Annotated in this window: 9 protein-coding genes and 3 pseudogenes; 6 read left to right on the top strand and 6 right to left on the bottom strand. The window is 61.5% G+C overall.

All coding sequences use genetic code 11. The features are described 5' to 3' along the window. Positions 1-7: 7 nt before the first annotated feature. Both BRX43_RS17045 and BRX43_RS17040 read right to left on the bottom strand, forming a co-directional pair. Complete coding sequence (locus tag BRX43_RS17045) at positions 8-1,063, bottom strand: 4-oxalomesaconate tautomerase (RefSeq protein ID WP_125996287.1); 1,056 nt, start codon at positions 1,061-1,063, stop codon at positions 8-10. Beyond that, entirely contained in the window at positions 1,056-1,727 is a 672-nt protein-coding gene (locus BRX43_RS17040; protein WP_125996286.1) for a 4-carboxy-4-hydroxy-2-oxoadipate aldolase/oxaloacetate decarboxylase, read from the bottom strand. The genes BRX43_RS17045 and BRX43_RS17040 overlap by 8 nt, the downstream gene beginning before the upstream one ends. Positions 1,728-1,834: 107 nt before the next feature. Between BRX43_RS17040 and BRX43_RS17035 the strand changes: the two genes are divergently transcribed. The 6 genes from BRX43_RS17035 to BRX43_RS17010 all read left to right on the top strand — a co-directional run bounded on the left by BRX43_RS17035 (position 1,835) and on the right by BRX43_RS17010 (position 9,467). Beyond that, complete coding sequence (locus BRX43_RS17035) at positions 1,835-3,082, top strand: LysR family transcriptional regulator (protein ID WP_125996285.1); 1,248 nt, start codon at positions 1,835-1,837, stop codon at positions 3,080-3,082. Positions 3,083-3,110: 28 nt separating this feature from the next. After that, positions 3,111-4,133 (top strand): amidohydrolase family protein, encoded by a 1,023-nt coding sequence (locus BRX43_RS17030; protein ID WP_125996298.1) that lies wholly within the window; start codon positions 3,111-3,113, stop codon positions 4,131-4,133. Further along, complete coding sequence (locus BRX43_RS17025; RefSeq protein WP_125996284.1) at positions 4,133-5,026, top strand: amidohydrolase family protein; 894 nt, start codon at positions 4,133-4,135, stop codon at positions 5,024-5,026. Before BRX43_RS17030 ends, BRX43_RS17025 begins: the two co-directional genes overlap by 1 nt. A 646-nt stretch (positions 5,027-5,672) precedes the next feature. Then, complete coding sequence (locus BRX43_RS17020; protein WP_125996283.1) at positions 5,673-7,790, top strand: TonB-dependent receptor; 2,118 nt, start codon at positions 5,673-5,675, stop codon at positions 7,788-7,790. Beyond that, positions 7,750-7,983, top strand: coding sequence for a hypothetical protein (locus tag BRX43_RS17015; protein WP_164523656.1), 234 nt, complete (start codon positions 7,750-7,752; stop codon positions 7,981-7,983). Before BRX43_RS17020 ends, BRX43_RS17015 begins: the two co-directional genes overlap by 41 nt. Next, the gene (locus tag BRX43_RS17010; RefSeq protein WP_241215027.1) at positions 7,983-9,467 is read left to right on the top strand and encodes a M20/M25/M40 family metallo-hydrolase; all 1,485 of its coding nucleotides are present in this window, start codon (positions 7,983-7,985) and stop codon (positions 9,465-9,467) included. Before BRX43_RS17015 ends, BRX43_RS17010 begins: the two co-directional genes overlap by 1 nt. Before the next feature lie 961 nt (positions 9,468-10,428). Here the strand turns inward: BRX43_RS17010 and BRX43_RS17005 are convergent. The 4 genes and pseudogenes from BRX43_RS17005 to BRX43_RS16990 form a co-directional block, all read right to left on the bottom strand. Beyond that, positions 10,429-11,419, bottom strand: a pseudogene (locus BRX43_RS17005) (IS481 family transposase). Positions 11,420-11,460: 41 nt separating this feature from the next. Next, positions 11,461-11,834 (bottom strand): annotated as a pseudogene (locus tag BRX43_RS17000) (IS5 family transposase); the annotation flags it as partial. Positions 11,835-11,997: 163 nt separating this feature from the next. Next, complete coding sequence (locus tag BRX43_RS16995) at positions 11,998-12,735, bottom strand: SDR family oxidoreductase (RefSeq protein ID WP_125996281.1); 738 nt, start codon at positions 12,733-12,735, stop codon at positions 11,998-12,000. Positions 12,736-12,842: 107 nt separating this feature from the next. Next, positions 12,843-13,084: pseudogene (locus tag BRX43_RS16990) on the bottom strand (catalase); the annotation flags it as partial.

Genomic DNA, 13,084 nt, shown 5'->3' with positions numbered 1-13,084 from the left:
GTGACGGTCAGGCGAAAAGCGTGCCGTCGAACAATTTCCGCGTGGTTCGGATCATCCCGGCGCCCGTGACGACACCGTCGGCGTCGGTTTCGATTAGGCAGGGGGTGATGCCGCTCGGGTGCTCAATGCTGAGCGTCTTGGTCGCGCCGGCGGCTACAGTCGCGAGTGCCGCAGCAGAGCTGCCGGCCAACACACAGGCGGTGGCGACGCTGACCGCGCCGAGTACACCAATGGAAGCATGGCAACGATGCGGGATGAACGAGCGGACGCAAATCGTACCCCCGGCGCGCGGCGCGGCGACCAGCATCATCTTCGGCACCGACTGGTCGCTGACGTCGCCGAGGTTCATCAGCGGTCCCGCGGCAAGGCGGATCGCCTCGATCCGCGCCTTCAGGCCGGTGTCGGCGTCGAGCGTGTCGCGATCCTCATAGCCCGTGATGCCGACGTCGGCGGCACGCAGCACGACGCAGGGCATGCCATTGTCAATCAGCGTCGTTTCGACACCCTCGATCATGTCGATCACTCGCCCGGTCGGCAGCAGCGCGCCGCAGCTCGATCCGGCAATGTCGGCGAAGGACAGCGGCACCGGCGCGGCCGTGCCAGGGACACCGTCAATCGCGGTGGCTCCCGCATAGGTGACGACACCACCGGGCGTCTGCACTACCGCAGTCGCGGTCTTGCCGGTATTGACCATATGGATGGCCACACGCGTCTCGCCGTTCGACGCGGCAACAAGGCCGCGTTCGATCGCGAACGGGCCGACGCCGGCGAGCATATTGCCGCAATTCTGCTTGTCGGTGACGATCGCCTCGTCGACGAAGACTTGGAGAAACAGATAGTCGACGTCGATCGCGGGCCGGTTCGACTGCGAGACGATCGCCACCTTCGATGTCAGCGGGTCAGCGCCGCCCATTCCATCGATCTGGCGAGGATCGGGCGAGCCAAAGGCGCGCAGCAGGAAGGCGTCGCGGGCATTGATATCGCTGGGCAGGTCGTCAGCAAGGAAAAATCCACCTTTGGACGTGCCACCGCGCATCCACATCGCGGGGATGCCTTCACTCATAGCGCAGGCCCTTCGCGGCGAGTGCTTCGCGCATCGCATAGATGTCGAGGCCGAGTTCTCCCGCGGCGAGGCGTGTGCGTTTCGCTTCTTCGTTGGCCTCGCGCGCCTGCGCTTTGATCAATACCGCGGCGGCATCGTCGCGGCGGACGACGCAGACGCCGTCGTCGTCGGCGACGATCACGTCGCCCGCCCGCACCAGCTCGCCGGCGCAGACCAGATCGACATTGATCGAGCCGAGCGTCGCCTTGACCGTCCCCTGCGCGCTGATCGCACGCGACCAGACCGGAAAGCCCATGGCGGTAAGGTCGCGGATATCGCGCACGCCTGCGTCGATGATCAATCCGCGGCAGCCTCGCGCCATCGCCGAGGTGGCAAGCAGGTCGCCGAAATACCCGTCTTCGCACGGACTGGTCGGCGCGACGACGAGCAGATCACCCTCGCGCAACTGCTCGATCGCGACATGCATCATCCAATTGTCGCCGGGCGGCACCGACACTGTGACCGCCGAACCGGCGATACGCGCACCGGGATAGATCGGCCGCAACCGGCTGGCGAGTAGGCCAGTGCGGCCCTGCGCCTCATGCACCGTAGCGACCCCAGCGGCGCCTAGGCCGGCGATCGCCGCCGGATCCGTTCGTTTGATCTGTGTGACGACGCGCGCCATGTTCATCCTCAATCCCGTTAAACTTTGTCGTGGCTTAAAAGGGATATGGCGGGCGGCGGACAACGTCGATTTGCGCACGAGGCATAAGCTGATGCTAAGTGTGTGCAATGAGCGAGCCACTCGACTTTAATCTGCGCCATCTCGACGCGATCGCCGCCGCAGCACGGCTCGGCGGCATTAGCGCCGCATCACAGGCGCTCAACCTGTCGCAACCGGCGCTCACTCAGGCGATCGGCAAGACGGAGGCGCGGCTTGATCAGTCTCTGTTCGATCGTCTTCCAGGCGGTGCGGTGCCGACCGAGGCCGGGCGGCGGCTTGCCTTCCGCATCGAGCGCGCGCTTGGCTATCTAATGCGGGGTGGCCAGAGCGTGCGGCGCGGCGCGCGGCTGCCGCCGCTGCCGCATATCGAGCGACGGGTTACACTAGGACAGTTGCGCGCGCTGATCGCGGTTGACGAGGCGGGCAGCTTCGCACTTGCGGCGATGCGCACCGGTCTGTCGCAGCCCGCGCTGCACCGCGCCGCGCGTGATCTTGAGCAGCAGCTCGGCATTCCTTTGCTGATGCGTCAGGGCCGGACTGTGCAACCGACGCCTGCCGCCGGCCGCTTCCTGCGCTTCGCGCGTCTGGCGCGGGCTGAATTGCAGGCAGGGCTGGACGAGATCGCGGCGCTGCGGTCGGTGGGGGCAGGGCGGATCGTTGTCGGCACGATGCCGCTGGCGCGCGCCGTGCTGTTGCCGCAGACGCTCGCCCGCTTCGCGCGCGCCTATCCCGCCGCTTCGGTCGAGGTGGTCGAGGCGCCATATCTCGAACTGCTCGCCCGGCTTCGAGAGGGCAAGATGGATTTGCTGGTCGGCGCGATGCGCGATCCCGTGCCGGTTCGTGATGTAGTGCAGGAAGCGCTTTATACCGACGACCCGGTGATCGTCGCGCGGGCCGGTCACCCGCTTGCCGGCACCGCTCCCCCGTTCGCCGCGCTACAGGGTTATCCATGGGTCATCGCTGCGGCGGGAACGCCGACACGACGGCGCTGGGAGCAGATGTTTGCCGACCACGGCCTGACACCGCCGCGGCTGCGTGTCGAATGCGGTTCGGTGCTGGTGATCCGGGGATTGATGCTCGAAGACGACTGGCTGACGCTGATGGCGCGTGACCAGTTCCTGTTCGAGCGCCGTGCCGGCCTGCTTGTCGAGATACCCGGCGCGGGCATTGCGCTTCGTCGCCGGATTGGACTGACGATGCGCGACGACTGGCACCCGACCGCCTTGCAGGCAGCGTTCGTCGAGACGTTTCGTGTCACTTGTAAAGACTGGACTTCCGCAAAAGCAATGGTCGATCAGCCGTTCCGATATGCCTGAGTCGCGCCGCGGCGGTAGTGTCGCCGGCATGATCATCGACTGTCACGGCCATTATACCACTGCGCCGGCGCCCCATACCGACTGGCGCGAGGCACAGAAAGCGGCTTTCCGCACCGGGGGCGACATCGATCCCGCCTATCCCGCGATCTCCGATGACGCGATCCGTGAGACGATCGAGACGAACCAATTGCGCCTGCTGCGCGAACGCGGCGCCGACATGACGATCTTCTCGCCACGCGCCTCGGCGATGGCACCGCATGTTGGCGATGCGGCAGTCAACCGGATCTGGGCACAGCGTTCGAACGACCTGATCAAGCGCGTCGTCGATCTATTCCCCAAGACGTTCGTCGGAGTTTGCCAGCTGCCGCAAACCGCGGATTTGTCGATCGACCAGTCAATAGCCGAGCTCGAACGCTGCGTCACCCAACTCGGCTTCGTCGGCTGCAACCTCAACCCCGACCCATCGGGCGGCCGGTTCGCTGCACCGCCGCTGTACGACCGCGCCTGGTACCCCTTTTTCGAGAAGATGGTCGAACTCGATGTGCCCGCGATGATCCACGTCTCGGGCAGCTGCAATCCGGCAATGCACGCGACCGGCGCTTACTACATCGCGGCCGATACGATCGCTTTCATGCAGTTCATCGAAGGCGACCTATTCAGCGACTTCCCGACATTGCGCTTCATCATCCCGCATGGAGGCGGCGCGGTGCCCTATCATTGGGGGCGGTATCGCGGGCTTGCCGACATGCTGAACCGGCCGCCGCTCGTCGAGCATGTCATGCGTAACGTCTATTTCGACACCTGCGTCTACCACCAGCCCGGCATCGATCTACTGTTCGAGGTGATCGACGTCGACAACATTCTGTTCGGGTCAGAGATGGTCGGCGCGGTGCGTGGCATCGACCCGCAGACCGGCCAGTATTTCGACGACACCAAACGCTATATCGACGCGCTCTCCATCCCCGATGCCGACAAGCGCAAGGTATTCGAGGGCAATGCGCGCCGTGTCTACCCGCGGCTCGATGCGCAGTTGGCGGCGAGGGGGCTATGATGGCGGCGTTTACGCCCGATCCAGGCTGGCTGTGCTGGGACCCTGCACCGAGTAAGCCGCGCTTCGTGCCACCGCCGGGCGCCATCGATGCGCATTGCCACGTCTTCGGGCCGGGTGATGTCTTTCCCTATGCGCCCGAGCGAAAATATACGCCGTGCGATGCGGGCAAGACGGACCTGTTCGCATTGCGGGATCATCTCGGCTTTGCGCGCAACGTTATCGTCCAGGCGACCTGCCACGGCGCCGACAATCGTGCGCTGGTCGACGCGCTGCGTAGCGCCGACGGTCGCGCGCGTGGCGTTGCGACAGTGCGCGACGGGGTAAGCGATGCCGAGCTGGCCGAGCTCGATGCGGCCGGCGTGCGCGGCGTGCGCTTCAACTTCGTCCGGCGCCTCGCCGACCCCAAGCCCGACGCCTATTACCGTACGATCATCGACCGGATAACGCCGCTTGGCTGGCACGTCGTGCTCTATTTCGAAGCGGCTGACCTGGAAGAGCGCTGGGACTTCTTCACCAGCCTGCCGACGACGGTCGTCGTCGACCATATGGGCAGGCCGGACGTCACCCGGCGGGTCGACGGTCCAGAGTTCGGCCGCTTCCTCCGCCTGATGGACGAGCATCCGAATTACATCAGCAAGGTGACCTGCCCGGAGCGGCTGTCGCAGAGCGGTCCGCCGCACTATGCCGACGTGGTTCCTTTCGCCCGCACCTTGGTAGAGCGCTTTCCTGATCGTGTGCTGTGGGGTACCGATTGGCCGCATCCGAATATGACCAGTCATATGCCGGATGATGGTAACTTGGTCGATATGGTGCCGCTGATCGCACCTACTTCTGCGCTCCGGCAGAGCCTCCTCGTTGATAATCCAACTCGCCTGTATTGGGCTGGCGGCTAAGTGTAGAGCCTGGCAACGTTCGAAGACCGACGGCTTTCAATGTTTGCTCGTAGATCATGCTGTCTCACAAAGAATTAGGTCGCTTCCAGAGATGCGCGGGATTTTCGTATAGGTGGCGGCGGGCAGGCAGCTTATACATGTTGCAACGCTGCCATCGTTGATTGGCCGCATTATGCAATAGGTTGCAACGCCAGAACAGTGCCATACCGTTGGTGATCTCCCTGTTGCCTTGAATGTGGCCGCTGGGAGATCCCGGTCGTATAGTGACTGGATCGAGATGAATAAATGACCGCTTTCCGGCAGAGGCAAAGTGCGCCCGAATGGCCGATTGTGGGTCCAATCCGATAAGGCTGTCGGCGCGATGTGACAGCCTCAGCCGGTATGCGGCTCAATCCGCCTCAAAGCGCGAACGTCATCTGTCGACTGCCTAGCGTTAGGCAATTTAGGGACGAAGATGCTCTGGACGTCGGCCTCTGGTCTGCGCCCCTCCCGGCAACGCCCATGACAGCGTGGATAGGTCAAGCGCTGAACAGCGTCATTTCCCTTGCCGGTATCAAAGTTTAACTCCTATTGATTCGATGGGAAATATTGTCCTCCTTCGCCGCAGCGCTCGAAAGCGGGCAAGTGGCTGACGAAAAGGGGAAAGATGAGGTCCGTCGCACGTTTCACGCTGCCGGTATTTGCCGGCTTGCTGGTACCGTTCCCGCTTCTTGCACAGGAGAAATCAGAGCCGATCGACAGTCCGGCTACCACGGACGAAGCCGGTGGCGAGATCGTCGTCACGGCTTTGAGACGAAGTTCGACGGTACAGACGACACCGATCTCCATCTCCGCGCTTGGCGGCGAACGATTGCAGAATCTAGGGGCAACCGGGATAGCCGACATCATACGGCAGGTCCCGGGTTTGCAGCTTACGGAGAGCGACTCCGGTCGGACGCGGGTATCCATTCGTGGGGTGCAAGCCTCAGGAGAGGCGACAGTTGGTCTCTACTATGGAGAGACGCCGCTCAGTGGTCCCTCCGGCACAAGTTCGGATCCAGCGGGCAACACGCCCAACCTCAATCTGTTCGACGTCGAGCGGGTCGAGGTGCTTCGGGGGCCGCAGGGGACGCTTTACGGCTCTGGATCGATGGGGGGCACGCTTCAAGTCTTGTTCAATCAGCCGAACGCCAGGCGGTATGAAGGCGCCGCTGAAGTTGAGATGAGCGACACGCAGGGAGGCGGCATTGGCTTTTTTGCCAAAGGCGCGCTGAACGTGCCGATCATCGCCGACAGGCTGGCCCTGCGCGTGGTCGGATATGGTGAGCGGCAGGGCGGCTACGTCGATTATACCGTGCTCGATGGCAGGAACATCAATCGAGCGACGCAGAAGGGCGGGCGCGTTATGCTCGGCTTTACCCCAAATGACGACATATCGATCGTCGCGACTGCGATTTTGCAGAAGCAGGACATCGACGGAACGTCGCAATACAACTCGGTCCTTGGACCGTTTGTGGCCGACTTTCAGATCCGGCAGCCGTGGCATGACAAGCTTCAGCTCTATAACGGCGTCGGCAAATTCGACCTCGGTTTCGCGACATTGACAACGAGCGCATCCTGGTATCGCTGGGATGTCGAGAGCACGAACGACAACAACGCCGCCTTTGCCAGCGTCGTGTCGAGTGCCCGGTGGTGCCCACTCTATACAAGCATTGCGCTTGGGGTGCCGACCACCACCTGCACGGCCGCGCAGCGTACCGCCTATCAGACATACGCCCGCTCGAAGGCGCCTTTTGGCGCCTACCAACCGCGTTATGTTCGCAACTTCATCCAAGAGGCGCGATTAGCTTCGAATGGGGAGGGGCCGCTTCGCTACTCGGTAGGGGTGTTTCACGAAGACCGATTTGACCGAACGGATACATTGCCTTTCGCGGGTGATCCGCAAACCGGTGGGCAGCGCGATCCAGTCGACAATCTGGGCGGCCGCAACATCCTGACGAGCGTCAAGCAGACCGCGTTCTTCGGCGAATTGGGATACCGGCTGTTCTCACCCCTTACCCTCACGGTCGGCCTGCGGCACTTCGACTATACGAAAACGGTGGGTGGTGAATATCAGGGATACAATTTTACCAATGGGCAGCAGCCGCGGCCCTATGAAGAGACGCAGGCGAACGCCAAGGGTTGGGTTAAAAAGTTCAACGCAGAGTTGCGCGCCACTCGCAACGTCCTGGTCTATGCCAATGCCGCACAGGGCTTCCGTCCGGGCGGCGCCAACAACATACCGAATCTGCCAGCGCAATACCTCGTCTATCGACCGGACTCGCTATGGAATTACGAGCTTGGCGCCAAGACGTCGTGGTTCGACCGCAAGGCAACCCTCAACCTTGCGATCTATCAGACGGATTGGAGCGAAGTACAGACCTCGGTGTCCACGCTTCAGCAGGGCGGTGGAAACTTCAACTTCATCTACAATCTGGCCGCTGTGCGTGTACGGGGGGTCGAGTTGGAGGCATTCGCACGGCCGGTGCAGCATGTCAGCCTGAATGCCAGCTTCAATTATAACAAGGCGGAGCTGACATCCGACCAAGTCGACTCCACCGGCTTCGTGACAGCGCCGGGCCGTACTGGTGATGTCCTGACCTACATCCCGCGGACGACGGCAGCAGCCGGCGTGGAGTACACCCCGCCGATCAGGACCGGGTTGGATGGATTTGTACGGTTCGAATTTGACCTATACGGGGCAGATGAACACGGAACTTCGTCAGACGAACGCCTTCTACCGTGAGATCGGCAACTTCAGCATCTTCAACGCGCGTCTCGGCGTGCAGGGAGCCTCGAGCTTTGGGATATTCCTCTTCGCGAATAATCTCTTCAACAAATACGGTCTGAACCGCGTCGCGTCGGCCACTGGTTCCCCTGACTATTACGTCGCCAGCCGCCCTCGCACGATCGGCATCAACATGCGCAAGGGCTTTTGATGACGAAGCGCGTGTCAGACCTCGCCGTAAAGCTTCAGTCGAACAGGATCTCACACATGACACGCACATCCTTTGCATTCTTGGCAACGGTAGCAACTATCGTTCAGCCCTTGGCAGCTACCGCACAGACAGCCGTCACGCGACCCGACCAGGCTGCTTTTCGTGAGCTTTATAAGGAACTGGTGGAAACCAACACGACCTCGTCCGTTGGTGACTGCACGAAGGCTGCGGCGCTCGTTGCCGATCGGTTGCGTAAGGTCGGCTTCGCTGATCGGGATCTGACGCTCTATACGCCTCCCGAACGACCCCGGGACGGTGGTCTCGTCGTGAACTGGGCCGGGACCAATGTCAGTCTGCCAGCAATGCTGTTGATTGCCCATATCGACGTGGTCGAGGCGAACCGTGAGGATTGGGTGCGTGACCCATTCAAGCTGATCGAAGAGGATGGCTACTTCTATGCCCGCGGCGCCAGTGACGACAAGGCGCAGGCTGCTATTTTCGCAGATACGCTCATTCGCTGGAAGCAGAGCGGCGTAAAGCCGCAACGAACTGTCAAGCTGGCCCTTACCTGTGGGGAAGAGGGGACCAACGAGCACGTGCTCAACGGCGCCGGTTGGCTGGTAGATAATCGTCCTGCTCTGATGAAGGCGGGGTTTGCCTTTAACGAGGGCGGCGGTGGCCGCACGGCGCCTGGCGGCGGTCCTGAGACGCTTGGCGTTCAGGTTTCGCAGAAAAGCCCACGCAACTTCGTACTCGAGGTGACGAATCGGGGCGGCCACAGTTCGCAACCGATGCCAGACAATGCCATCTACCGACTGGCCGCAGCACTCACCAGGCTGAGCACGCTGCAGTTCCCAGTCCATCTGAATCCCGTCTCCCAGGCCTACTTCGTCCAGGCAGGTGCGATGCGAAAGGACGCAATCGGCGCGGCGATGGTTCGCCTCGGCAAGCAGCCTGCCGATGCAGCAGCGGCGACTGCGGTGGCAGCCGATCTGAGCTTGAACCCCCTGTTGCGCACTACCTGCGTTGCGACCTTGCTGTCGGCCGGACATGCCGCCAACTCCCTCCCGCAGCGCGCAACCGCGGGCGTAAATTGTCGGATCGCGCCCGGAGAGACGGCGGAGCAGACCAAGGCTGCCATCGAAAAGATTGTCGCAGACCCTGAGGTCAAGGTTCTACGCAGTGCGATCCAGGAGCGGCCGGTCGCTATGACGCCGGATCTCGACCCTGCCATCTTGAAACCGATTGCCCAGATCGGCGCGAAGCACTTTCCGGGTGTCCCGGTTATACCGACTCAATCAGCGGGTGCGACCGATGCGACGTATCTGAGCAAGATAGGGATACCCACCTATGGCATTCCGGGATTGTGGAACGATCCCGCAACGTCGGGCACGCATGGACTCAACGAGCGCATCTCCGTCGATGCGCTGTATCGCGGACGCGACTACATCTACGACGTAGCGACGTACTTCGCGATAAATTGATATATAAGTTCTTGGCCAGCCGCTGAGATGGCCAACGCCTTCCTAGCCTTAGAAACCCATAAGTTTAGCGAGGCTATACCTTCAGTGCCGAGCCTATAATCAAATATTGTTTGTTGATACCGTGACAATTCGCCGGGCAATCTATGCATGGTCGGCAACGCACGCAATGGTCTTCGCACCTATGCTAGAGACGGGGAGCTATGAACGTGAACGAACGACCAAAGTCGGAAGGCAGGCAGGGAGCCTTGCATGACCGCATGTGGGTCGTCGTCACGGTGCGGCAGGGTGAGTGCTTTCGCCCAAAGGTGGACGCTTGAAGCTGTATGAGGCAAGGCCAAGTCCAAACCTATGTCCCAACTCCCTCATTCGCGAAAGCCATGGCAGGGCTTGAGGCTACGATCTGTAGCATTGGTTGCGCTGCCTGCCGTCATCGGTGAGGCGGTGCAGCACCTAATCGAATATCAATTGGGAATGTACGTGTACGGGGATGGGATCGGGCCCGGGCAAGAAGCACGCTGGCGAATGATTGGGGTAGCAATCAAAGTGTTGGGGTTCATCTGGACAGCCGCTCGAGCGCGATCCCAAGGAGACCTTCTTGCCTTAAGTGAAGCCTTGCCATTCGTGTTTAAGATAAGCGCTGTAGGCGTTCTTGTAGCGCTACACTACGCATTGAATTATGCCGCCGTCGGAAAGTTAAGCGGGTTCGTGCTGGCTGCCCTTCTATGTGACTGCTTGGTTATCGGCGCGCTCGCATCAGCTTTAGGCTCATTCCTGCCAAAAGGACGACGCTTTCGGGCCGGCTAGCATCTAGTCCTTTAGTCCGCTTCCCTCCCAGATTACGACATTGGAGCCCTAAGCTTAAGGCGAAGCGGGGCCATACCCGGAATATGAACGAATGGCCGCAGTTAGAAAATAGGGGAGGGGCCACGAATGACCGGTTCTGGGTCAAATTTACTGCGATCTAGGTATTTAGTCCCGGCATTTGGTGGATCGGGTTGACGATGAACCGGTCTGGCTCTGACGTCCAGATCTTGGCGATGTATTCATAGGGTGTGAGGCCGCTGAGCGTCTTGAGGCGTCGGGCAAAATTGTAGGCTGCCATGAAGTCCGCGAGGTGAGTCCGGAGCTGGTCATGGCTCTCGTAGTGGAAGCGTTTGACGGTCGCTTCCTTGATCGTCCGGTTCATCCGCTCGACTTGTCCGTTGGTCCACGGGTGGTTCGGTTTCATCAGACGGTGCTCGATGTCGTTTGCCTCGCAGATCATGTCGAAGCGCATCTGACGCGACCAAGCGGTGTTGCGGTTACGAGGCTGATCGGCGAACTGGATGCCGTTGTCTGTCAGAATGGTGTGGATGCGGTAAGGTACGGCCTTCAGCAGGTGTTCGAGGAACTCCCACGCTGTGCGCCTGTCAGCCTTGTCGACCAGTTGGGTGACGGCGAACTTACTGGTGCGATCGATGCCGACGAACAGGTAGAGCTTGCCTTCGGCAGTTTGCACCTCAGCGATATCGATGTGGAAGAAGCCGATCGGGTAGCGCTTGAAGCGTTGCCGCTTCGGTTTGTCGCCCTCGATATCCGGCAGGCGGGAGATGCCGTGCCGCTGGAGGCAACGATGCAACGCTGACCGCGTCAGGTGCGGTATCGACGGCTGCAACGCATAGAGACAGTCGTCGAGCGGCAACAGCGTGTGGCGCCGGAACGCCACAACCATCGCCTCCTCCGCCTCGGACAAGGTCGTAGAATGAGGGGCCTTCGGCCCGGTCTTCAGATCCTCAACGGTTGCGCGCTTGCGCCACTTCGCGACCGTTTTCGGGTTGATCCCCAACTCACGGCTCAACGTCGCGAGCGAAGCTTGCGATCGCTGTATTGCTGCTCGGACGGCGTGCGTGGTCGTGGCGAGTGATCGCATGCGATCACTCGTGACGTACCTGTCCCATACGGCCCCCTTCCATTCCAACGAAAGGATTGCACCATCAAACCGTGGGATCAAACAGTTCATGCCGCCTTTGGTACGGCCGATCAGGCGGCCAAGATCCCCTTTTTAACCCGCAGGCTCGATGCCGTGCGGTGCGCCTTCAGATAAGTCGCGTCGATCATGACCGTTCCGGATTCCGCGCTTGCGTTCGCCAATCCCTCCATCATGCGTGTGAACACGCCTGCCTCACCCCAGCGCTTCCACCGATTGTATAGCGTCTTGTGCGGGCCGTAGGCGCTCGGGGCATCGCGCCAGCGCAGCCCGTTCTTGTTGACGAACACGATGCCGCTCAGCACCCGCCTATCGTCCACCCGCAGCTTCCCATGGCTCTTGGGAAAGAACGGCCGCAGCCGCTCGATCTGCTCATCCGTCAGCCAAAACAGATTGCTCATTCCGGTCTCCTTATGGAGCCTGAATCAGATCGCGACGCCGATATCGATGGGTCCTGACTCTAAGCTCTGTCGGCTTGAGAAAATTGACCCGTCATGAATTTGGCGTCGGCGACATGGTCAAATCTGGAATAGTGGACGGGCGCAAGGGCCCGCCCACTATTCGTCATGACAGCGGCGGTTGCCCGTTTGACGCCGTCAGGCCGCCATCGACCGGCAGATTCACGCCCGTCACGAAATGCGCATCCTCGCTCGCCAGGAACGCGATCGCCCCCGAGATGTCGGCGGGCTCGGCACCGCGGCCCAACGGGATGCGCTCTTCGAACTTGGCGATCAGTTCGGGCTGTTCCTTCATCCCCGCGGTCAGCGCAGTGTAGGTGAGCGACGGGTTGACGGCGATGACGCGGACGCCGTGTTTCGCTTCGTCCATCGCCAGCGCATGGGTGAAGTTGCTCACCGCCCCCTTCGCCGCGCAGTAGAAGCTGCGGTTCCAGTCGCCGCCCAGACCGGACACTGACGACACATTGACTATGCAGCCCTTTGACTGGCGCAAGTGCGCGATCGCGGCGCGGCTCATGTGCACGACGCCGTACAGGTCGGTCTCAATCACCTTGGTGAATTCGGCGAAGTCGCCCTCGTCAACCTTGCCGAGATGATCGACGCCGGCGTCGTTGACCAGCACGTCGATCCGACCGAAGCGATCGATCGCAGCCTGGACGAGAGCTTCACATGCCGCGCGGTCCGATACGTCAGTTTCGCGGGCCTCGACCATACCGCTGAGTTCGCTTGCCAGCTTGTCGAGCGCGCCCTTGTCGATGTCGCCCAGCACCAGCGTCGCGCCTTCTTCGGCGAAGCGGCGCGCGGCGCCTTCACCGATCCCTGAGGCGGCACCGGTGATGACGATAACCTTTGTTGGAAAAGCGGGCCGTTACATATTCTCCGTCTGAACGTTGTGGTTGCCATCCAGCTTCATGATGGTCCTCTCACTATGATCGGCACTGGCGTTCCCGCTCAGGCTGGAATGTCCTGGATGGTGGCGGTGTTCGCGGCTGCGATACCGTTTGCGCGGTGGCGGTAGTCGCTGAGCGCATGGTAGACCTGCATGCGCGCGCGCATCACGCCGCCGAGCGGGCGATGCGCCTCCAGGCTGTGCGCCGGGCGGAACGTCATCACCTCGTCGAAATAATGGACGCGGTCGGGACCATAGGCCGCCTGTCGCGGCAATCGGATCGTCGCGACGGTGCGATACGGGC

This window comes from Sphingomonas sp. S-NIH.Pt15_0812 (assembly GCF_003951315.1).
In the GTDB taxonomy this organism is placed as follows: Bacteria; Pseudomonadota; Alphaproteobacteria; order Sphingomonadales; family Sphingomonadaceae; genus Sphingomonas.
This window is presented reverse-complemented; position numbering and strand designations above follow the sequence as displayed.

Bases quoted from the DNA above. Each gene is read 5' to 3' on its own strand.
- BRX43_RS17015 (WP_164523656.1), top strand. From the start codon at position 7,750: ATGAACACGGAACTTCGTCAGACGAACGCCTTCTACCGTGAGATCGGC.
- BRX43_RS17035 (WP_125996285.1), top strand. From the start codon at position 1,835: ATGAGCGAGCCACTCGACTTTAATCTGCGCCATCTCGACGCGATCGCC.
- BRX43_RS17025 (WP_125996284.1), top strand. From the start codon at position 4,133: ATGGCGGCGTTTACGCCCGATCCAGGCTGGCTGTGCTGGGACCCTGCA.
- BRX43_RS17040 (WP_125996286.1), bottom strand. From the start codon at position 1,727: ATGGCGCGCGTCGTCACACAGATCAAACGAACGGATCCGGCGGCGATC.
- BRX43_RS17045 (WP_125996287.1), bottom strand. From the start codon at position 1,063: ATGAGTGAAGGCATCCCCGCGATGTGGATGCGCGGTGGCACGTCCAAA.
- BRX43_RS17020 (WP_125996283.1), top strand. From the start codon at position 5,673: ATGAGGTCCGTCGCACGTTTCACGCTGCCGGTATTTGCCGGCTTGCTG.
- BRX43_RS17030 (WP_125996298.1), top strand. From the start codon at position 3,111: ATGATCATCGACTGTCACGGCCATTATACCACTGCGCCGGCGCCCCAT.
- BRX43_RS17010 (WP_241215027.1), top strand. From the start codon at position 7,983: ATGACGAAGCGCGTGTCAGACCTCGCCGTAAAGCTTCAGTCGAACAGG.